The sequence below is a fragment of the Virgibacillus sediminis genome (genome assembly GCF_042643265.1).
GTDB lineage: Bacteria > Bacillota > Bacilli > Bacillales > Amphibacillaceae > Virgibacillus_O > Virgibacillus_O sediminis.
This window is the reverse complement of sequence record NZ_JBHRRZ010000036.1, coordinates 52,688-75,171: the sequence shown is the minus strand read 5'-3', so window position 1 is coordinate 75,171 and position 22,484 is coordinate 52,688. Positions and strand designations below refer to the sequence as shown.

19 protein-coding genes are annotated in these 22,484 nt (G+C 43.7%); 10 read left to right on the top strand and 9 right to left on the bottom strand.

Annotated features, from left to right (window positions below):
* Positions 1-46: 46 nt before the first annotated feature.
* The 4 genes from ACFODW_RS14085 to ACFODW_RS14070 form a co-directional block, all read right to left on the bottom strand.
* On the bottom strand, positions 47-490 hold the full coding sequence (locus ACFODW_RS14085) for a hypothetical protein (protein ID WP_390307417.1): 444 nt from the start codon (positions 488-490) through the stop codon (positions 47-49).
* A 613-nt stretch (positions 491-1,103) separates the two neighbouring features.
* Entirely contained in the window at positions 1,104-1,325 is a 222-nt protein-coding gene (locus ACFODW_RS14080) for a helix-turn-helix domain-containing protein (protein ID WP_390307416.1), read from the bottom strand.
* A 10-nt stretch (positions 1,326-1,335) separates the two neighbouring features.
* The gene (locus tag ACFODW_RS14075) at positions 1,336-1,812 is read right to left on the bottom strand and encodes a DUF2975 domain-containing protein (RefSeq protein ID WP_390307415.1); all 477 of its coding nucleotides are present in this window, start codon (positions 1,810-1,812) and stop codon (positions 1,336-1,338) included.
* Between the two features lie 245 nt (positions 1,813-2,057).
* Positions 2,058-3,572, bottom strand: coding sequence for a malate:quinone oxidoreductase (locus ACFODW_RS14070; RefSeq protein WP_390307414.1), 1,515 nt, complete (start codon positions 3,570-3,572; stop codon positions 2,058-2,060).
* Between the two features lie 387 nt (positions 3,573-3,959).
* Between ACFODW_RS14070 and ACFODW_RS14065 the strand changes: the two genes are divergently transcribed.
* Together ACFODW_RS14065 and ACFODW_RS14060 are read left to right on the top strand one after the other, a co-directional pair.
* A complete protein-coding gene (locus tag ACFODW_RS14065) occupies positions 3,960-4,700 on the top strand; it encodes an NADPH-dependent oxidoreductase (RefSeq protein ID WP_390307413.1) in 741 nt (246 codons plus the stop codon).
* Positions 4,701-5,022: 322 nt separating this feature from the next.
* On the top strand, positions 5,023-6,498 hold the full coding sequence (locus tag ACFODW_RS14060) for an MDR family MFS transporter (protein WP_390307412.1): 1,476 nt from the start codon (positions 5,023-5,025) through the stop codon (positions 6,496-6,498).
* A 129-nt stretch (positions 6,499-6,627) separates the two neighbouring features.
* On the opposite strand, the gene ACFODW_RS14055 is transcribed toward ACFODW_RS14060, so the two are convergent.
* The gene (locus ACFODW_RS14055) at positions 6,628-7,044 is read right to left on the bottom strand and encodes a GrpB family protein (RefSeq protein WP_390307411.1); all 417 of its coding nucleotides are present in this window, start codon (positions 7,042-7,044) and stop codon (positions 6,628-6,630) included.
* A 1,264-nt stretch (positions 7,045-8,308) separates the two neighbouring features.
* The gene (locus ACFODW_RS14050; protein ID WP_390307410.1) at positions 8,309-9,169 is read right to left on the bottom strand and encodes a dimethylarginine dimethylaminohydrolase family protein; all 861 of its coding nucleotides are present in this window, start codon (positions 9,167-9,169) and stop codon (positions 8,309-8,311) included.
* A gap of 942 nt (positions 9,170-10,111) precedes the next feature.
* On the opposite strand from ACFODW_RS14050, the gene ACFODW_RS14045 reads away from it, so the two are divergent.
* From ACFODW_RS14045 to ACFODW_RS14025, 5 genes are read left to right on the top strand one after another with little or no spacing between them, the layout of a single operon-like run.
* Entirely contained in the window at positions 10,112-11,656 is a 1,545-nt protein-coding gene (locus ACFODW_RS14045) for a pyridoxal phosphate-dependent decarboxylase family protein (protein WP_390307409.1), read from the top strand.
* On the top strand, positions 11,653-13,398 hold the full coding sequence (locus ACFODW_RS14040) for an IucA/IucC family protein (protein ID WP_390307408.1): 1,746 nt from the start codon (positions 11,653-11,655) through the stop codon (positions 13,396-13,398). The genes ACFODW_RS14045 and ACFODW_RS14040 overlap by 4 nt, the downstream gene beginning before the upstream one ends.
* Positions 13,388-13,972, top strand: coding sequence for a GNAT family N-acetyltransferase (locus ACFODW_RS14035; protein ID WP_390307407.1), 585 nt, complete (start codon positions 13,388-13,390; stop codon positions 13,970-13,972). Before ACFODW_RS14040 ends, ACFODW_RS14035 begins: the two co-directional genes overlap by 11 nt.
* Positions 13,947-15,299: a lysine N(6)-hydroxylase/L-ornithine N(5)-oxygenase family protein gene (locus tag ACFODW_RS14030; protein WP_390307406.1), complete on the top strand. Its 1,353-nt coding sequence runs from the start codon at positions 13,947-13,949 to the stop codon at positions 15,297-15,299. Before ACFODW_RS14035 ends, ACFODW_RS14030 begins: the two co-directional genes overlap by 26 nt.
* A gap of 19 nt (positions 15,300-15,318) precedes the next feature.
* Positions 15,319-17,130, top strand: a complete 1,812-nt coding sequence (locus ACFODW_RS14025) for an IucA/IucC family protein (protein WP_390307405.1) — start codon at positions 15,319-15,321, stop codon at positions 17,128-17,130.
* A gap of 905 nt (positions 17,131-18,035) precedes the next feature.
* On the opposite strand, the gene ACFODW_RS14020 is transcribed toward ACFODW_RS14025, so the two are convergent.
* A complete protein-coding gene (locus ACFODW_RS14020) occupies positions 18,036-18,491 on the bottom strand; it encodes a hypothetical protein (protein ID WP_390307404.1) in 456 nt (151 codons plus the stop codon).
* Between the two features lies 1 nt (position 18,492).
* Positions 18,493-19,299 carry a DUF3100 domain-containing protein gene (locus tag ACFODW_RS14015; RefSeq protein WP_390307403.1) on the bottom strand — a complete coding sequence of 269 codons (807 nt, stop codon included), beginning with the start codon at positions 19,297-19,299 and terminating at the stop codon, positions 18,493-18,495.
* A 477-nt stretch (positions 19,300-19,776) separates the two neighbouring features.
* On the opposite strand from ACFODW_RS14015, the gene ACFODW_RS14010 reads away from it, so the two are divergent.
* Complete coding sequence (locus ACFODW_RS14010) at positions 19,777-20,133, top strand: zinc-ribbon domain-containing protein (RefSeq protein WP_390307402.1); 357 nt, start codon at positions 19,777-19,779, stop codon at positions 20,131-20,133.
* A 115-nt stretch (positions 20,134-20,248) separates the two neighbouring features.
* Here the strand turns inward: ACFODW_RS14010 and ACFODW_RS14005 are convergent, their stop codons facing one another.
* Positions 20,249-21,175 carry an LCP family glycopolymer transferase gene (locus ACFODW_RS14005; protein WP_390307401.1) on the bottom strand — a complete coding sequence of 309 codons (927 nt, stop codon included), beginning with the start codon at positions 21,173-21,175 and terminating at the stop codon, positions 20,249-20,251.
* Positions 21,176-21,588: 413 nt separating this feature from the next.
* Between ACFODW_RS14005 and ACFODW_RS14000 the strand changes: the two genes are divergently transcribed.
* Together ACFODW_RS14000 and ACFODW_RS13995 are read left to right on the top strand one after the other, a co-directional pair.
* A complete protein-coding gene (locus ACFODW_RS14000) occupies positions 21,589-22,125 on the top strand; it encodes a MerR family transcriptional regulator (protein WP_390307400.1) in 537 nt (178 codons plus the stop codon).
* Positions 22,126-22,138: 13 nt separating this feature from the next.
* Positions 22,139-22,366: a DUF2187 family protein gene (locus ACFODW_RS13995; RefSeq protein ID WP_390307399.1), complete on the top strand. Its 228-nt coding sequence runs from the start codon at positions 22,139-22,141 to the stop codon at positions 22,364-22,366.
* Positions 22,367-22,484: the final 118 nt, after the last annotated feature.

Sequence of the window (22,484 nt, the reverse complement as noted above, 5' to 3'; positions counted from 1 at the left end):
TATTTTTCCCACCTTCTGCCTAGCCTGATATGTGTTCCCTATGATATCAGTTAAACATCAATTCCTCCACATGATCGATTTCCATCTCATCCCCGTCTGCGCGGAATCTTGCTTGAATGTATAAGTTTTGTTTTCCTTTTTCATCCACTGTGATGGCTACTGCATCTTGGTGATGGATATCCCCTTTCTCCATTTTCCTCGACATGAAACTTCCAGTATAATCATGATTTCTATGAAAAAGTGAAACAGAAACAAGTGGGGTACGATGTTTGATTTCAACTGGTTCTTCCCCGATATATTGCAGAGATTGATGGACAATGATGTCTGGTTCCGCCCCTTCCACTTTTATACGCAAAATAAATTCTCCGTTTTGCTTATATGCTGATTTTTCTTCAGCTAAGGTAACAGGCTCTTCTTGTATGAAAATGTACGTGACAGCCAGTACTGCAGTCAGTGAAACGATACTTATAACAAAGATTCTTCTCATCATCCCGACTCCCCCAGAACATCAATTATTCGATTCGTAATAGGTTCTTCCTCCCCTTCTCCCATCAGATCGAAGCGGTATCATCCCAATTCATTCGACTGGTCCGCTTTCCTGCTCATGGAAAATAGACATGGACCATCTCATTTATCCGTATAGCTCTTCCCGCTCCGATTTGCTGCAGTCGGTTTGGCCGAAAATCGTTTTATGTAATTATCCAGCTTATGGCTTATAAAGCCCGCCCTAAAATACTCTGTTGATCAACTCATCAGAGGGCCATTCCATCCGCGTTCCTTAAGAAGATAGTTCTATTATAAAAGTCCCTACCTCGTACTACAAGACATCTTCATAAAAATTCAAAATTTTCCTCGATAAGATAAAAGGGATGCTGGTACATCCCTTGTCCACAAAAATAGCAGAATTAAGAGCTGGACATTGCTAACTCATAAAATTAAAAAGCAAATAATGCCCTAAACCAGCCGGAGAAACATACGCAGACTCCTATGGCAGGAAAGGCCTAGACGAGACAGCGCAGTGCGTAAGCGCAAGATGGCTCACCATCCGGCCGTGGAAAAGCTAAGCATAATTTCGCAGCGACTCCCTCCACTAAACATCATTTCTATTCTTGAGTTTCTTCATCACTTCTATATTCCAAAATGTCTCCCGGCTGGCAATCTAAAGCCTTGCAAATCGCCTCCAAAGTTGAAAATCGAACTGCTTTTGCCTTTCTATTTTTCAATATGGAAAGATTCGCCATGGTAATGCCAACCCGCTCCGACAATTCCGTCACACTCATTTTCCGTTTAGCCAGCATGACATCAACATTGATGATAATCGCCATGTTGTTCACCTCAGACCGTTAATTCATTTTCTGATTTTATATCAATCGCATTAATTACCAACTTCTCCAGAACAGCAGCAAAGACAGCTATAACCATCGAAGCAAGAATAGGGATCATTCCCATAAAGATTAGTCCTGGTGCATCATCCAGTTCTGCCACGATGTAAACAAAAGGCAGAACCGCAACATACACCGCACTGATTGCCACAGCACAATATTTAATTTTCTTTAAAGCATGAACCGATAATTCGGAGAAAGCTTCATTTTTGTCAATATAAGTCAATAGTTTGAAAGCCTGATACAAACCAAAATAGAATGGAATGATCGTTACATATATGCCTATGATAATAGGATATAGGATATAGGCATAGGTTGGGTTCACTGGATTATTGGCTAGAAAAAGCAACCCATATACACCTATGGCAAGAACTGGAATCCCCATTAGAATCACAGCCATCTTCAAAAAGAGGGTGGAACCTCGTTTCATAAAAAGCACCTCACTAATTTATTTTCCCTTTGATTCTATTATACTTTTTATTGTTTTACAATAATAAGTTATTGTTTTTATTTAATTACTTATTGTTGCCCACTCTCATTCTGGCTGTTTTTCCTTAAATCGGCTGACTGTCACAACCTGGATTCCAAACGAAAAGAGGTACCAATCCTGATATGATTGGCACCTCTTATTCGCAAGTTCTATAATTTTCTCCTTGATGGCAAAAGCAGCCAGAGTTAACTGGAAACTTTCTCCCTTTCGCTATCGACATTGCTCAGTCCCAAGGTCTCTGCTGTGACGGCATGGATTTCCTGGTGAAGCTCTGGATTCTCCACTAGTGACTTGCCGTAGGAAGGAATCATTTCTTTGATTTTCGGCTCCCACTCTTCCATATGCTGCGGGTAGCATTTAGCGAGCACTTCAAGCATGACGGAAACGGCCGTGGAAGCGCCCGGTGAAGCACCCAATAGGGCCGCTACTGAGCCGTCGGCAGAGCTGACCACTTCGGTACCGAATTGCAGGGTACCCTTGCCGCCTTCTTCCGTGTCCTTGATGACTTGGACCCGCTGGCCGGCCGTCACGATGTCCCAGTCCTCGCTTTTGGCGTACGGAATGAATTCACGCAGCTCTTCCATCCGCTTTTCTTTGGAAGCGATGACCTGTTCAATCAAGTACTTCGTAAGGGAAGCGTTTTTCACACCTGCCCCGATCATGGTCAACAGGTTATCCGATTTGACGGATGTCACCAGGTCGAGCATGGATCCGGTCTTTAAGAACTTCGGTGAAAATCCTGCAAATGGCCCGAACAGCAGGGACTTCTCTCCTGCAATGAACCTTGTATCCAGATGCGGCACTGACATCGGCGGAGCGCCGACCTTCGCTTTTCCATACACTTTGGCATGATGCTGCTCGATGACCTCCGGATTGTTGCAGACCATAAACACTCCGCTTACCGGGAAGCCTCCGATATTTTTCGCCTCTGGAATGCCGGTCTTCTGCAGCAGATGCAGGCTTCCGCCGCCTGCACCGATAAAGACGAATTTAGCAGTATGGTATTCTAGTTTTTCATTCTCGATGTCATGGACCTTCACTTCCCATGTGCCGTCTTCGGTGCGTTGGATGTCTTCCACCCGGTGCTTGTAGTTGATATCCAGTCCCATATCTCCCAGATTATTGAACATCTTATGTGTCAGCGCACCGAAATTGACATCGGTTCCACTATTGATTTTAGTTGCAGCAATCGGTTCATCCTGTCCCCGATCTTTCATAATCAGCGGCATCCATTCCTTTAGCTTCTCCGGATCATCGGAGAATTCCATTCCCTGGAATAAAGGATTTTCAGCCATTGCTTCATACCGCTTCTTTAAAAATTTGATGTTTTCTTCGCCCTGCACCATACTCATATGAGGCAGCGGCATGATGAAGTCTTGTGGGTTATCCAATAGATTACGGTTTACTAGATAAGACCAGAATTGTGCCGACAATTGGAACTGTTCATTGATTTTGACTGCTTTGCTGATGTCCATCGACCCATCCGGCTTCTCCGTCGTGTAATTGAGCTCGCATAATGCCGCATGCCCTGTCCCGGCATTATTCCACACATTGGAGCTTTCTTCTCCCGGTTTTGCAAGTTTCTCGAACACCCTAATATTATATTCCGGTGCCAACTCTTTCAAAATGGTCCCCAATGTAGCACTCATGATCCCGGCGCCGATTAAAATCACGTCTGTCTCAGTTTGTCTGTTGCTCATAATAACCAACCTTTTCCCCCTAAGATTTTTACAGAAAAAATGCAGGCGTCACACCAAGCAGAGGGGCGCCCGGTCACTCATCTTCCCTGTCTCATTCCAAAACATATCGTCGTGTATTTTAATTAGTAATAAAGTTAATTATTTACTATTATACGACAATTTCCAGTTATTTAAAAGCTTGTTGAAGTTTTGTTGTTTCTGTCGAATGCAAAAAAGTGGAAAGTCTTCCGGTGGTAGCTGAATCTGTTGCCAGCTCTACTGCCATTTTATACAATGGAGTGCCGGATGTTGCAGTTTCACCCCTGCCGCTTCTGCATATGGACATCCTTCTTTTCATAGCTTAAAAAATTCTGATATACTGTTTCGTACATAGGAGGAATATGAATTATGGTCAATGAAGTAACGAAATCACTGCAATCCCACCGCTCATTCCGTTCGTATCAGGATAAGCCGGTGGATGAGGAACAGCTTGATCAGATTATCGAGTCGGTGCAGGCGGCACCCAACTGGATCAATGGGCAGCAGTATTCCATTATTGCTGTGAAAGATCCAGAGCGTAAACAGAAATTGGCAGAGCTTTGCGGAAACCAGAAACATATCGAAGAAGCTCCTGTATTCCTGGTCTTCTGTGCGGATTTTTATCGGACACATCTGGCTAGTGAAATAGAAGGGAAATCATTGAAAACAACCGAAGAAATCGATTCGCTGATCGTTGGGGCGACTGATGTCGGCATCGCCCTCGGCACAGCTGTGGCTGCGGCTGAATCGTACGGCCTCGGCACCGTGGCCATCGGCGGCATCCGCAGAAATGCCCTGCAGGTCATCGACATGCTGGAGCTGCCGGAATATGTGGTGCCAATCTCCGGCCTGTGCATAGGCCATCCCGGGGAAGATCCCGGACAGAAACCGCGTCTCCCGAAGAAAGCCGTGTACCATGAAGAAGGCTACAATCAGGAACTCGGCCCACTCTTGGAGGAATATAATAAAGTATATTCCCGTTATCTGGAGGAAAGGTCAAGCAACAGCCGGGCCGGAAACTGGACAGAGTTTGTGGCCTCCTTCTTCAGCAAAACGTATTATGAAGGAATTGCCGACATGCTGCGGAAGCAGAAATTCCCCAGCGGATAAGCGCAGCCTTTTGAAAACTTGTAGCTGAACATATCAGATGCGGAACGTTGGGCGTTCCGCATCTTTTTTATGCCTTGGACATGCCGGGATGCAGGGGAAAGTCGCTCTTTGTGACCAACAGATATAGGTAGGTCCGGCTCCACACGCACGACGAAAAGAAAATTAATTTTCAACAAATTCCGGCTACCCGCCGCCTCCTTCCCGTTATATAATAAAGAGGCGCGAAAATGCACCTCCCCTTTGCTGAGCTTCCTCAGCAGATGCCTTCCTGGTCGAGGCAGGTCCGAAACGTGCAAACCACATACATGAAGGAGCCTTGAATATGAAGGAAAATGGTACGACATACGAGTATTTGGCAGACGACCCTGCCTTTAAAGTGATGCCAGTCATGATGTCATTGATTATCGGTGCGTTCTTTGCCATCTTGAATGAGACATTGCTTAATATTGCATTGACTACCTTGATGCAAGAATTTAATGTTTCCATTACGACGGTCCAATGGATGGCGACCGGGTTCATGCTGGTCATGGGGATTGTCATTCCTGCCTCTGCTTTGTTGCTGCAATGGTTTACGACGAGGCAGTTATTTCTAGGAACGATGATTACATTTACCATTGGAACCGCCATCTGCGCGGCAGCACCAACTTTTCCGGTTCTGTTGACCGGGAGGATTATCCAGGCGGTTGGGACCGGATTATTGATGCCGATCATCTTCAACGTTTTTCTGCTTGTATTTCCGCCGCATAGGCGAGGAAAGGTGATGGGGCTGGTTGGACTGGTCATTATGTTTGCTCCCGCTATCGGCCCTACCCTGTCAGGAATTATTGTAGAATACTTTGGCTGGCGCTTCCTGTTTATTTTCGTTATACCATTCGCGCTGTTTTCATTGGCCTTTGCGTATAAATATCTACTAAATGTCTCGGAAGTAACCAAGCCGAAAGTCGATGTCATATCGCTGGTTTATTCCACGATCGGTTTCGGTTCACTCGTTTATGGGTTCAGTTCAGCAGGGGAAGGGGAAGCCGGATTCCTGAGCCCTGACGTGTACAGTTTTATTATTGTTGGGGTAGTCGGGATTGCTTTATTTTCATGGAGGCAGTTCAAGCTAGAGGACCCTGTCATCGACCTGAGGGTTTTTAAATATCCCATGTATACGCATGGAATACTGATGTTCCTGATCATCATGATGACGATGTTTTCTTCTGAAATCATTTTGCCTGTTTTCATGCAGGGCCCATTGGCATTATCTGCCGCAACGGCCGGCCTTCTCCTTCTCCCGGGAAGTATTTTGAATGGAATCATGTCACCGGTGATGGGGCATCTTTTTGACAAATTCGGCCCGAGAGTGCTGATGATCCCTGCTTCGATCGTGTTAAGTGCAACGATGTTTATGATGAGCCGGCTCAATGAGAACACAGAGCCATGGATGATCATCGCGGGGTATATTCTGTTGATGCTCACGGTTTCCGCGATCATGATGCCCGCAGAAACCAACGGGTTGAATCAGCTGCCAAAACAGCTGTACCCCCACGGGACGTCGGTAATGGCGACATTACAGCCGGTTTCCGGTGCCATTGGTGTCTCGGTATTCATCAGCATCATGAATGCCAGAGAAAAACATTATTTGAGTCAATCAAGTAATCCTGGCAATCCCGCAACCATGAATGATGCAATGGTAGCCGGAGTAGAGCTGGTCTATTTCATCGCGTTCGCTATTTCCATCATCGCGGTCATCTTATCATTTGTAGTATATCGTGCAACACCCGAGGCTAAAGAAGTAAAATTGCAGCACGAATAAGAGCTGGATAAGTCTGGTTTTCGTAAAGATGCGAAAATCAGACTGTTTTTTTGCAGACCGGAGTAAACAGGATAGCCGGCCCCTTTTAACAGATCAAGCTGACGTTCCGCATGGCTGTTCCTCCCTGGATCACTGCTCATCCGCTCCTGCCCGGTTCATTATTTCCTGTACGACCGAGCTTTTGGCATCGGCATAGTCCTGTATATGCCGCCATTTACGGCGCGCCAGCTCCCGCTTTTCATGTGCATACTTTTCCCGATCCGCCTGATTACTCCTTAGCCAATCACGGAAGCACAGCATCCGGCCGGCCTCTGATGTCCCTTGACTGAATACATGCAAATGGACATCCGGTTTAGATTCCTGAAACATTCGATGTTCAAACCAATCGGGTTCCCGAATTCTTAACGCGTACCCTGCTTTTTCCAAGGCCCCCACATAGGTCGATTCATCGGCGGCATCCGTGACCATCAGCAGGATATCGATGATCGGCTTGGCACACAACCCCGGAACAGAGGTGGACCCGACATGTTCGATCTGCCTGGCCATACTGCCGAGCGCCGCACGTATCCGCTCCGCTTCCCGTTCGAACTGTACAGGCCAGTTTGGATATATTCCAAAAGAGTGATGGTCGCATCATGGGTTTCACGCTCCCCGATCGTTATCTCACGGAGGTACTTTTCCGTATTGGACATGGAATCTCTCCTTCTGGATGCCATTTCATCCGCTCCTTTTTGTTTTGCATGTGAATGAGCCCCAACTATTATGATAGAAGTAAATCCTTTTACCGCAAAGAAGGAATAACGCCCACTTGGCATAACGGGTTCAGTTTCGGGAGAGAAAAATGCTAATAATAAACTATATGGTTACCTAATCTTGGAAAGTATGCTCAATGCTTGTCCTGTGACAATCTATACCGGAAATTTTTATATAATCCAAATATGCTTTGGGCTGCAAAAACAATCCCTAACATTAAGTAAAGCAATGATCGATCCATCTCATTCCAACCTGCACCAGAAGCGAGAATTAAACCTATGGAAAAAACGAGTATGAATGAGTGGAATATTAATGTGAAACTTCTATATCCTTTATTCTCTTCCAATGCACCAACACTCCTTTTAACAGCGATTTTAGACGTCTTTATAAATCACTAGAATTTTGTCACTAGATGAACTTAATTTGATATCCATCACTTGTTTCTTAGGGTTGGATTTAAGCCACTTATTTGCATCTTCTACGTTATCAAAGAGTTCGAGCTGTACCGCTTCTGCCAATGTATTAAATAATTTCAGTTCTAACACTCCTATCTAATATATATTTTTAATGCTATAGCCTTGTTACGAACTAAACATCTAAAAGTTTCAACAATAGAATAGTAGATTTTCAACTTAAAATGAACAAGCCGGGCTATCTTTTTAATCTAATACATATTAACTCGCGCCTAGTGGCAAGGCATCTTATTTAGACCAGAGGCCTATTAACAAAACAGTCAAAAAGAAGGCTACGAATAAAATTGCAAATATAGACCACCTAGTTTTTTCACTTTTCTTTTTTACCAACAGGGCAATAGTATGAAAAACACCGATAAGAGAGATGATTATGAAATAGAAAGAGTAGGTAGCAGAATAGGTGATTATAAACAAAACCAAAAAAATAAGTATAAACACTATATTAAAAATTAATCTATACTTTGAATTGCTCATCGAAAATTCCCCTCCCTCAATAAAAGAGGATATTTTGGAAGGAATGTTAATGATTATGGAGTTTGTGAACCTTGATTGTTGTCAGCTATACACTATTGCCTGAAAGAAAATCACCTTCCTGATTCTTCTTCCCGTAATACAGGCAATGTACTGCACCGGAAAGATCCCCCAGATTTTATGATTTCGGAATAATCTATTTCAATAACTTCAAATCCCTTATCCCGCATCTTTTGATTTACCTTTTCATTAACCGGGAGGCTAAATATTGTTTTATTACCGATATTTAATACATTGGTGCCTAAAGTAAATTGTTCTTCTTCGGTAACTTCAATAAGATCATATCGTGAGGAAAGAAGCTCGAGATCTTCTTTTGTAAGGGCATCTGGATAAATAAGAGCTACCTCTGGGGATAAAACATTAAACACACAATCCAAGTGTAAATATTTTTCCGTAAAAGAAATGGCCTTCACATCAAATTGATAACCCAATAACTTTCTTAAATGATCAACCGCTGCTTCATTTGTCCGATTACTTAACCCAATATAGATTGTATCTCTATCAATGATGACGTCGCCACCTTCGATCTTATTGCCAATTAAGTTGTAATAGGAAATTTCCTCATCTTCCAGCCAAACTTTCAAAACATTTTCTTCGCCAATTCGGACATCATGTGCCATTTGAGCAACAAAGATGGTTTCGCCAAGGGTAAAGCCGATATCCCGGGTAAAAACTTGTTCTGGATACTTCTTATGGTAAGGGAGCAATATGGTTTCAACACCATACTCATTTAGTTTCTGAACAAACTCACGATGCTCTTCTAATGCACGTTCAATATGCAATCCCTCTTTAACGAATTTCTTTTGGGTTTCATTAATTACCTGCCGGATAGTCATATACTGAGGCTGGCACAAAATAACCCTCTTTAGCACATCGTATTCGCTGAAGCAGCTTGGTGTTGTATTTAATTGCATAATGTATTTCCTCCTGCTGTATTTGTGTTGTGTTTAGTATGCGCTAAAATAAAGAAGCTAGAACTTTACTAGGAAACAGATGACCCGACTTCTTCCGTGTTCTATCGGTACCTCCCATTAACATCTTCCAAACCTCTCGTATTATTAAGATAATTTGAATCTTTTGTTCTTATCATCCCATCCCTGTTTTAGAATACTTGCCTTTATTTATGGCTAACCATAAAGTTGAATATCCATATTAAGATAAGTACTCAGAAAGTTGAGAAGTTTAAAGATTGCAATCCCTATAAGAGATAATACAATACCAATTGGTAAAAGAATTAAAAGCAGAGACGTAGGTATTTGAAGTGCTGGTATTATTATACATAAGAAAATTTCGATAAATGTAGATGGTAATCAAATCATATTCAATGGTTTAAAATTCACTATCATCCCTCCCTGTTAAATTGTTTCCTATTTACGATAAGAGCCCGATATTAGCTCAACAGTCTTTTATTTAACATTAACATAATATTCCTAACATTATTAGAAAAAAAAGACAATCAGATTCTGATTCCCTTATTCAACTCTGCACTCGATAGTTGAACAGTTCTTGCTTAAAGCAATCTTCCCTCCAATGATTATAGTAAAGGAAGCAAGAATTATTATTAGCACCATCTTATCGGTACCCTTACTTTCTTCCCATCCCCCTGAATTCTTGCCCCCACAGAGATGCCTTTTTTTCGTTAACTTGCTAATTATTGGGTAATTCCCCCTGAAAAATACCTACCTTGAGAATGAAATAGGTGTAATTGATAATAGTTCTCAATTACCATTGACAATGATTATCATTCTCAAATAGTATGTGTGTATGCACTTAATTGATAATGATTTTCATTTAAGGAGGTGTACGGCAGAGGAACAAACCGATAATAATCATGAGTTTGGAAAGGAAGGATAGATTTGAATTTCACCTATAGGGCAGAGTCAATTGAGAATACAGCATTAAATCAACCAAGCAGAGAGTTTGACCACCTTTTTCTTCATGGAGAGAGTACCAGAAGTTATCAACATATTGTACAGCAAGTAACAGGAAAGCTTGTGGAAGTAATGCACAAGCTGGAACATCCCTATTCAGGAAGCACACCTGCTACCTTACACCAGAAGTTGAACAAAATACCTGTTCTCAGTTACGGAGGAGAGCCGATTGAAAGCTTACTGGAAGATATAGACGAACCCCTTTTGCAAAGCAATATCCATATTGCTCATCAAAAATCTGTCGCTCACCTGCACTGTCCGCCGCTTGTGGCTGCAATGGCGGCTGAAATGGTCATCAATGCTTTCAATCCATCCATGGACTCTTGGGATCAGAGCCCGGCGGCAACTTATCTGGAACAAGAAGTCATAGAGTGGCTGATTCATGGCTTCGGCTTTGATTCTGAAGCGGATGGAGTTTTTACCAGCGGAGGAACGCAGTCCAATTACACCGGCTTACTAATTGCACGTGATTCTTTTTGTGAAAAGAGATTGGGAGTCGATGTACAGAAACATGGTCTTCCCGAGGACTTTCAGCGTCTGAGGATACTATGTTCCGAAGATGCACATTTCACTATCAAACAATCCGCTTCCCAACTAGGACTGGGAGAAGAATGTGTATTACCCATCCGTACAGATAAGAACCATCAACTTTGCATCGATGATTTAAACAGGAAACTGGAGGAATTGGAAGAGGAGCAATTGTTGCCATTTGCCCTGGTGGCGACATGCGGCACGACTGACTTCGGTAGTATCGACCCTCTTCCTGAAATGGCAGCGATAGCAAAAAAGCATGGTCTATGGCTTCATGTCGATGCAGCCTTCGGAGGTGCTTTAATCCTGAGCCACCAGCATAAAGGTAAATTGAGAGGGATCGAGAAAGCAAATTCCATTACCGTCGATTTCCACAAATTATTCTATCAGCCAATTAGCTGTGGTGCGTTCCTCCTAAAAAACAAAACGGAATTTCGTTATCTGCAACATCATGCCGACTATTTAAACCCTGTAGATGATGAGGAAAAAGGCATTGTTAACCTAGTCAATAAGTCTACACAAACAACGAGACGATTTGATGCCTTGAAGTTGTTTTTCTCCCTGAGAATGACAGGTACGAAACAATATGGCGACATGATCGATCATACGCTTTCTTTGGCAAGTTCTGCTGCCTGCCATATCGACGCGATGGAGAACATGAAGATTATCAATAACGATCCTGAGTTGAATACTATTGTTTTCCGTTTTGAGCCGACTGTACCGGCAACTATAGATTTGAACCAGCTGAACTGGAATATCCAGAAGCATTTACTGTATACAGGCAAAGCTGTTCTCGCTAAAACCACAGTAAAAGGTGAAGTTTGTCTAAAGTTTACCCTTCTAAATCCGCGGACGAAGCTTGAGGATTTGAAGGAAGTTTTAGCTGATATCCAAGAGTTTGGAGAATCGGAACTGGAGAATTGGAGGTCTACCGTGTGAAGAATTTAAAAGAAATTGCTGAGAATGCTACAATGCAGAGCTTTTTGAATTGCTATTTGAGAGAGACAGGGAATTTCAAGGAAGAAACTGCTGAAGGTTCAGCAAGGACCATTTCCTGTCCGTTATCTAATCAGGGAATCGATCTGATCATCGATGTAAAGTACTGGTCTGAAACGGGAAGGCATTTATTCGCTTTTCCTATTTATTATCACACAGGAAATGAAACAACGCCTATCGATTATGTCACCTTAGCTTCCCTGATCACCAAAGAATTAGCACTGGAAAATAAGCAGGAAGGTGCTGAGGATGAACTAATCATGCGGGTGATTCTGAGCAGTAAAAACATAAAGAGATACCTAGAACATAGATTAAGTGAGTCGGACCACTTGAGCAGCCGTGAATTCAATTTTATTGAAACAGAGCAATCCTTGATTTTCGGCCATTTACTTCACCCTACACCTAAAAGCAAACAAGGCATCACCCAAGAGGAAGATGATTGGTTTGCACCTGAAATGAAGGGAGAGTTCCAATTACATTATTTCTGGGCTGCAGATGCTTATGTAAAGCAAGACTCTTCCCTGACGACATCCACTCAAGAAATAATCAAAGAACACGTGGACGAAGAGGTAATGAAGAATGACGGTGAAGGAGCCTGGATTCCTGCCCATCCCTTGCAGGCAAGAGAACTTCTAAAAAAAGCATCCGTACAGCGCATGCTGGACGAGGAGACATTAAAATATTATGGACCGATGGGACCTATGTTTACTGCTACCTCCTCTTTTCGAACGGTATATATTCCACAGTCCAAATATATGTACAAATTTTCTGTCCCGATAAAAATTACGAACTCCCTTCGAATGAACCAGCAGAAGGAGCTGGACAGGGGCGTGGAGGTTTCACGACTACTGCAGACCCCTTTGGGTGATGATTTGAAACAACAGTTTCCTAAATTCCATGTCATATCAGACCCCGCTTATATTAGTGTAGAGATTCCAGGGGAAGAAGACGTTCGACTCGATTGCATCCTGCGGGAGAATCCGTTTTATCACGATGATACCAATGTAATATTAGCAGCCGGACTGGGACAAGACCACCCTTATGGGGAGCAGTCACGACTTTATAGTATTATTGACGGCCTGGCTGAACAAGAAGGAAAATCGGTTCAGCAGGTGAGCAAAGCGTGGTTCGAACGCTATCTTTCCATCACGCTTGATCCGATTCTATGGCTTTATGACAATTATGGCATTGCCCTGGAGGCACACCAGCAAAATTCAATTGTTCAATTGAAAGATGGATATCCTGAGCGTTTCTACTACCGGGATAACCAAGGGTATTACTTTAGGGAAAAGAAAGCTGATTACCTGAAGAATCTGATCCCCGGCCTTAATGAAAAGAGCGATACCATCTGTTCAGAGAGTGTTGCAGAGGAAAGGCTTCGTTATTATTTCGTCTTTAACCATTTGTTCGGTGTTATCAATGGATTTGGAACCAGCGGGTTAGTTTCCGAAGAATATTTGATCCAGCTGCTGCGCGAACGGTTAGAGGAACATCAAAAACAAGCCACCGATTCTAAGCCATTACTAGACAGTCTATTAGAAAATGAAAAACTGCCTTGTAAGGCAAACTTGCTCACTCGATTCCATGATATGGACGAGCTTGTCGGCTCACTAGAAACACAATCTGTTTATACGACAGTGGCAAATCCTATAGCAAAAAAGGTGGGAGTTTCTTATGAACCATGATTTCGTCACCTTTGACAATGAGATTGAAAAAGATATTTCCTTCCGTACATTGGACTACGATAAGGATTTGAGGAATGTATTTCACTGGATGCATCAACCGCACGTGATCCCTTATTGGCAGCTGGACCTGCCGTTCCTAAAGTTCAGCAAACATTTGGAAGACGCACTGGCTGATCAACACCAAACATTATATATCGGAGAGATTGACGGTCATCCCATGAGCTATTGGGAAGCTTATTGGGTGAAGGGAGATATTGTAGAAAAAAGGTATGATGCTGATTCCTTTGATCAAGGTATCCATCTGTTGATCGGGGACCCGCAATACCTAGGTAAAGGCTATTCCCTTCCACTGTTAAGGGCCATGGTAAGATTTCAATTCATTCAGCCCGATACGAAAAAAGTGATTGCGGAACCGGATATACGAAATGAAAAGATGATCCATATCTTTAAAAGATGTGGATTTGAAGCGATAAAACCTATAGAACTCCCAGATAAAACAGCACTATTGATGTTTTGCCACCGGGAGACTTTTGAAAAGAGGTGGTCTCATGCCGGATTCTATGAAGAAGCCTAACGTTTATAATGTGATTGGAATCGGACTCGGTCCATTTAACCTTGGCTTTGCAGCACTTGCCGAAGGGGTAACGGAAATAGACGCTATGTTCTTTGAAAAGAAACCGCAATTTGACTGGCATCCTGGGATGATGATTGAAGGCACTACCCTTCAGGTCCCTTTCTTAGCCGATCTTGTAAGTATGGCCGATGTTACGAGTAAATACAGTTTCTTGAATTACTTGCAGAATCAAAATAGACTCTATCGCTTTTACTTCAGAGAAGATTTCCATATTCCGAGAAAAGAATTCAACCATTATTGTCAATGGGTAACAGAACAATTGACCAATTGCCAATTCCATAAGAATGTGAAACAAGTGGATTTACGGGATATAGATGGACAGAGTTTGTATGAGGTGGTAGTGGAAGATGTCCAAACCCGCAAGCAAAGCGTTTATCTCGCTGAACATATCGTAATGGGAATAGGAACAGTTCCCGCAATACCGGCCCAGCTTCAGAGTGCTTTAGGTGAAAACATTTTTCATACAGCCGACTATTTGTATAAGAAAGGAAAGTGCAAGGAGGTTGAGAGTATAGCAGTCATTGGCTCCGGACAAAGTGCTGCTGAGGTGTTCCTGGATTTATTGGAAGAGCAGCACAGTTATGGTTATTCGTTAAAGTGGTATACCCGGTCCAAAGGATTTTTCCCGATGGAGTATTCGAAGCTGGGATTAGAGCATTTCTCACCGGATTATACTTCCTTTTTCTATCACCTGCCCCAAGAGAAAAAAGATAAGCTCTTACGTGAGCAGGATTTGTTGTATAAAGGAATCAGTTCAGACACCATCTCTGACATATATGAGCTTCTCTATCAAAGAAGTATAGGTAGCGAGGAACCCGATATCCATTTACAGGCCATGTCAGCGATCGAGTCCATCGAGCCCATCGGCAACAGATGGAGACTGCATGGAGTACAGCAAGTTAGCGAAGAGAATTTTACGGATGATACGGACTTAATTGTTTTAGGTACAGGCTATAAACCAAAGATACCGGACTTCCTCTCACCACTCTATGGCCGTATTGCCTGGGATAGGCAAGGGCGCTTCGAGGTACTGGAGGATTACCGACTTAAAATGAATGGCAGCAAAAACAATAGTATTTACATTCAAAACGGTGAAATTCATACACACGGAGTCGGGGCTCCCGACCTTGGGCTTGGTGCCCATCGGAATGCTGTAATCATTAATGCCTTGGCTGGCAGAGAAATATATCCTGTCAAACCCATCAATATATTTCAATCGTTTGATGGGCAAAAGCAACCTGTAAGGTCATCGGTACATCAATCATAAAGGAAAGAAGGGATCTTATTTGATTTCATATCATATTGAGAAATACTTCAATAGGGATAATTGGGAAAAAGCGAATCAGCAATTGATTGCAAAAATGCTGGAAGAATATACGTATGAAGATATGATTGAACCGGAAGTTACTGAAAATTATGAGCATTGGGATGAATATCAGCTATTAATTACTACTCGTAAACAGTACAAGTTCTTCGCAAAAAGGGATTTCTTTGAAGGGTTGAAAGTAAAGAAGGATTCCATTTATGTCCAAGAGGATGGCGTGAAGAAAAGTGTTGACAATGCTATTCAGTTTTTACTGGATATTCAGCAGTTCATCAGGATGACTTCTGAGACAGCCGGTCATTTAATTAAAGAATTGAATAATACACTTGTGGCTGATATGCATCTGCTTGGGAAAGCTGCGAAATCTTCCGATGAGCTAGTTAAAGAAGATTATGCATTATTAGAGGGACACATGAGCGGGCACCCATGGATCACTTATAATAAAGGAAGAATCGGCTTCGGTTATGATGATTATATTAATTACGCACCAGAAATGCAAAAGGAAACCAAGTTATTCTGGATCGCCATTCATAAGGATCGTGCTTCCTTCCAATCAACGGAAGATACCACTTATCAAAAGCTTATCCAAGAAGAGCTTTCAATTGGTGAAAAGAAACAGTTTGAAAAAGTGCTGCAAGAACGGGATGTGAATGAACAGGAATATTTCTACCTTCCTGTCCACGAGTGGCAGTGGAACAATGTGATTATCCAGCAATTCGCTGATGATTTATCCAAACAGATGATCATTCCATTAGGAGAGGGGGAAGACAGCTACCTCCCGCAACAGTCGATCCGGACCTTTGTCAACCAAAGCCATAAGGGAAAACATCATGTGAAGGTTCCGATGAGTATATTGAATACCCTCGTCTATCGCGGCTTGCCGGCGGAGCGTACGCTGATTGCCCCAAAAATCACGGAGTTCATCAAAGGAATTTATGAAAAAGATGCCTTTTTAAAAGAAAATTGCCGGGTAATCCTCCCGGGAGAAATAGCAAGTATTAATGTAGACCACACCATCTACCCCAAGCTTGGCAATTCTCCATATCAGTACCTGGAGATGCTTGGTGTCATTTGGAGGGAGAGTATCTACACGTATCTAGATAATGGGGAAAGAGCAATCAGCCTCGCTGCATTATTACATGAAGATAACGATGGCAAGCCATTTGTCTTAAGCTTAATTGAAGCTTCTGGGATAGCTCCAGAGGATTGGCTGAACGATTTTTTCCGTGTAGTTATGGACCCACTGCTACACTATTTATATCAATATGGCACGGTATTTTCTCCCCACGGACAAAATACAATATTGGTTATGAAGGACTTCAAGCCGCACCGGTTGGCAGTCAAAGATTTTGTTGATGACGTAAATATCAGTGATCAGCCTTTTGAAGAGTTATCCGCTCTTTCCCAAGAATTGAAAGATGTACTGAGGAGTGAGCCGCCTGAAGGACTCACTCAATTTATCTTCACGGGGCTGTTTGTATGTCATCTCAGATATCTGGCTAACATCCTTGACCGAAATGAAATAGTAACTGAATATAAATTTTGGAAGTATCTTGCGGGTGCCATCCAACAATATCAGGAAAGTCGCCCTCATTTGAAAGATCGTTTTGAACTGTTTGATTTTTTCAAACCAGAACTAACCAAACTTACTTTAAACCGCAACCGTATGGTTGATTATGGTTATGAAGATGGAGATGACCGCCCCCATGCTTCCGAATTTGGGAAAGTTACAAACCCGCTTGCTCGGTTTGCCAAGGGTATGGAAGTCTCATAAAGATGTAAAGCCTTCTCTTATAGATGTACTATTTCGATAATGTAGAGATAAATAATTCACAGCCCGTAGAGAATAATAAGCACAAAGCTTAGAGCAATTTTTATGGCTCTAGGCTTTTCTTTTACATTATAGCCCCTGTTTATTAAACAAGTAAGACTACATTAATTTCTATTTATGGTTAAGCCTTTTGTTTCTAATAATGCCCCAAATTACTAATCCAAAGAAAAAAATAAATAACAATGTAAATATAATCCCGTGGCTTATTTCTTGGTTGGAATAGCTTCTATAAGCATATAAAACCATGGCAATTGAACTCATAAATAACGCTACAAGTATCAACGGGCTAATTTTAGCTTTAGGCAACCATACCTCCCCCTTTCTTTCGTATATGCCACTTTTCACCAAGATAGGACGCTACCCTTTTTCCTGTTAAGCACTAGAAAGTTGAGCAAAGTTTAAAGGTTAATTATCAGAATTCCTTGTATTACAAGAATCGATGTTGCAATCCCTATAAGAGATAATACAATGCCAATTGGTAAAAGAATTAAGAGCAAAGACGTGGTATTTGAAGTCTGTACTATTATATATAAGAAAATTCCGATCAATGCAGATGGTAACCAAACTCTATTTAATGGCTTAGAATTCACTATCATCCCTTCCTGTTAGATTGTTTCTTATTGAAAATAACTGCCGTGTTAGTTGAATATTCCTGTTTTGCTTCTCTCTAAATACTTTAACACTCGTTTTAATACCATAATTTCAAGCTATAAATAAATTTATGTATTAAAAACCTATAAGTGTCGGCATAAAAAATAGGAGTACGAAACGCTAGGCGAATTGTACTCCCGTTTTTGTTGTTTTCTTTCCTATAACAGAACCCGTTACACTTAGGAGCCCTGTTTCTATTAAATGATTCCCTGCCAGCGCAACACAATCTCGGCAATCAGGGCTGACCCGAGGAAAGATCCCAGCAGCACCAGGCTTGCTACGATCAATGTCCTCCATCCCAGCCTGCGGAAATCCGCCCAGGAGCGGCCGATGGCAATACCGGCATAGGCAAGGATTGGCGTCGTCAGTGCCAGCAGCTCCACCTGGTTAGTCCATGCGACGACATAGTCTGCTCCCGGCATCCAAGGCATGGACACGATCACCCCGATGATGGCGATATAGGCCACGCTTGGAAAATTGATGGGAATAATGTCATGCAGGATGAATCCCGCCAGGCAGATCAAAACCAGGACGGCCATACCGGGCAGCGCCGTCCATGGCATGATGTCATACCCCGCCCAATTGGCAAACAGGGAAGTGAAACCAAATATAATTAAGAGCAATGTCCATTCCTGTATGTTTTTTAATAGCATCTTACTTTCCTCCTGCTGCTTTCTTGTCATTTTTTGCGCTCATCGCCCGGTACAGCTTTTCCGTGAGCGGCAGGGCAATAAAGATGCTGACATACAGCCCGGTTGATAATGACAGCAAGTTGCTCGCACCGGCAAAAGCAGCAATTTGCGTCTCCATGTCCGGATAAGCGGCAATCAGCGATCCGCTTGCCGCTGCCATCATGCTTCCACTGCCGATCCCCGAAGCCATCGCAAACGAGTACGGATGGATCGGTGTAACCGTACCGAGCAGTCCCGCGAGAATTCCCATGAATACCGCACCGAACACCGTCCCGAAAATATACACCGCCATCACACCGCGTCCTTCCGGCGAGTTGATGCCGAATTTATCCATGATCAGCCCGACATTCGGCTCCCTGGCAACGGAGTGCGTCATTCCGATCGATTCCCGCTTCAGCCCAAGCCAGACGGCCAGCGGCAATGCCAAGAAGATCGTTCCCAAATTCCCCAGCTCCTGCAAGAGAAGTGCCGGGCCGGCGGCAATTATCTCCGGAAGTGACGGTCCGATCGTGACACCGATCTTCGCCAGCAGCAATGACACCCCCAGCACAATAATCGGCTCCGCATTCCGCGACTGCCGCTCCTTCACCAGTGGTGTAAAATATAGTATCAGCCCGATGATCAGGGCGTACAGCATCGGCAGGAGCATGACTACCCCCGGGCCGATGGAAAAGCTGAACGTGCCAACTGTTTCCGTAACGAGCACCGTGACAAGCACCAGCAAATGCAGCCGCCAGTCCTTCCAAAGCCCATGTAACGCTTCGCTCATCTATAATCCCCCATTTCCATATCCATTTAGTTTATGTATGCCTTTTGTAACACCGATATCAAAAGGCTGTACCTATTCTACCATTTTTTCACTATTTTTAGGATTGTTATTTTTTAGCCTAAATCTGGAAGGCTTGGGATGCAGCTTGCTTCACTCGGGCTCGGGACTGCTGTACTCGGGCGGCAGCCTCCTCCACTCGGGCCTCGACCTCCTTCACTCGGGCCTCGACCTCCTTCACTCGGGCCTCAGCCTCTTCCACTCGGGCCTCAGCCTCTTCCGCTCGGACCGCAACCTCCTCCACTCAGGCCTCGACCTACCGCACTCGGGCCCCAGCCTACTCCACCTGAGCCAGCACTCCTTCCCGCCCTGGAGCCAAAACTCATTATTAACCCTTTCTCCATAAATAAAAAACAATTTTCCCCTCAGCCACCGCATATAGTGATAAAGGATGAAATTACATCAGGAGGGGGCATCAATATGAGATTTTGTCCGCAATGCGGGGCGGATGTGCATGAACAGAGCAGGTTCTGTTCCAAATGTGGCACGGAGTTGTCAACGGCTGAGTCTGACAGTACCGCGTCGGCGTTGAAACAAGAGCCAACGGAGACGGACACAGGCAGTGCCAATACGTATATGATCATCGGCTGGATTTGCTGTGTGGTTTCCTTGATTTTCATTCCTATCATATTCGGCGCGATTACCGTAATTATGGGATATTTGACGAAGAAAACGAATGAACAGCATGGGACGATTATGATGATTGCCGGGGTCGCGGCGGCTATTTTCGGAATGCTTCTCGGTGCAGCGCTCGGCGGGTATTACTACTATTACTAACCAATAGAAAGCACAAGCGCCTAGCCGGTGAAGTACGATCTGTGCCGGATGGAGCCATTTGCGCTTGCCATTGCTCCATACATGACAAAAAGCTGCCATCCGGCAGCTTTTCCTGTTATATTTCCTTTTTATCGACCAGGTTATGAACCTTCTGGATTTCCTCCTCCGGTACAATCAAGTAGTAGATGCCATCAATCATGGTTCCGTCGCCTGCCATCTGATAGCTGGAGAAGTTCTTCCGTGTATCCATGTAGTCATTCATCAGTTTTTTCATATCATCAAATTCCAGATTGGTCGTCATGTTATCACCAAGGATATCGATGGTGCTGTTGATCTTCGTCACCGAAGCGGCGGTTACCCCTTCATCGATAATGCCTTCTATTACTTTGCGTTGCCGTTCCTGCCGGCCAAAGTCCCCATTTGGATCCTGCTTCCTCATTTGGACATAAGCCATCGTTTTATCTCCGTCCATTTCAGTCGGTCCCTCTTCAAACTGGTAGCGGCCATCATTCCAGGCGACCTCATTGTCGACCGTTATAGTGCCAAGTTCATCCACCAGCTCGATCAGCCCGATCATATTCATTTCGACATAATAATCGAGTTCAATATCGAGGAATTCCTCCACCGTAGCAACGGACATATCCGCTCCACCGTACGCATAGGCATGGTTGATCTTATCCTCAAACCCTTCCCCGCTGATCATAGTGAGCGTGTCGCGCGGGATGCTGACCAGCTGCATGGCATCATTTTTGGGATCAAGCGAAAGCACCATCACCGCATCCGATCGGCCGCTGTCTCCCTCCCGTTCATCCACACCAAGCAGCAGAATATTCAGCGGTTCGGTACTTTCCATTTTCTTTTCGGTTATTGTCCGGTCAATCGACTCGACCGGAGCATTCATCTCCTCATCCACCGTTTTCTTCGCATTGGTATAAACAGAATAGGCATACCCGCCGATTCCCAGTCCAACTAGTAATAGGATGGCCAAAGGGATTTTAAGCCACAGTTTTCTCGACTTCCTTCTTCTCGCTCTTGGTTCCATGATAAACTCCTTCTATTCCCTAACTTTTAAATAATAAAACCCATTTTACCATATTCTATAAGCACAATACGATAGTCTATGACAAAATACTTCAGCGACCATGCCGGCTTGTGGATGGCCCGATAGTGATCCACAAGCCCCGGCACTGCCATTCCGGACTATTGGGCTCCTACTCGGGCGTCGCAACTGCTCACTCGGGCGGCAGCCACTCCCACTCGGGCCCCACCACCTCTCACTCGGGCGGCAGCCACCGCTCACCCAAGCCTCAACCACCCCCACCTGTAAACATTCCTTAATAGAAATCCCTTACTTTTACCACACTTTTCACGAATTTATACCACGGTCGGCTTATATGATTAAAACTGAGGGAAATCCAATGAAGCAAATACCAGATAGAAAGACGGTGAAATGCATTGGAATTGCTGAGTATCAATGGCCTATGCCATATCGTTGGCATTCCCTTGGATACGGGAGTGCGCTGGATCATGGAATTCAAGCAATATGTACCGACATCGAAACAGTCTGATGCCACCTACTACCAATTGGAGGCGATTGATATCCTGAACTTCATCAAGGCATGCAAGGAGCAGAATTATTCAAATGACCAGATCACAGAAATGCTGGATAATAAATGTTTTCCTGTCACAACCGATACATCCATCAATAAAATAAAATCGCATTTAGATCAGGGAAACTATAAAGGGAGCATGCTGACCGTGATGCAGACGCTCGGCATCACCGTCTCCAATGTCGCGAGCCAAGAAAAGCTGCTGGAAAGATTGGAGCAGCAGCAGAAGGAGCAGGCGGAAAAAATGAACCAGCTGGTACAGGAGCTGGAGACAATGAAGGAAGATATAGTAGCCGGAAGGGATTACTACCTGAAGAAAGAGGCATTTGCGAAGCTATTTCAGAATAACAGCGAGAAAACACATCTTTTTCCAATTTCCTAAAGGAGGATGACTTATGTTTCACCCAGATGAGAAAAAGGCAACACCCGGAGATATGGTAGAGTTCATTAGGGAAGGAATACTTTTGCGGGGGAAGGTGCTGCCGTCCAAATGCAAAAACAGCGTGATTGTGGACCTGTCTTCCGTCATGCATAACTGGGAAAAAGTCAGTAGCTATCCCAATACCGTCGTCGCCCATGGGAAATACCGGGTCGTCAGCTCCACCAGACATAAAGCAGGATAGCTTAGAATCCATATTAGCCATAGAAGCCGTGCTTTTCATGAGGCCCCCCTCCCATGGAAGCACGGCTTCTGTGGTTTTCGGTAGTTATGAGTTCGCTTAAGCACTTTAGATTGGCCGT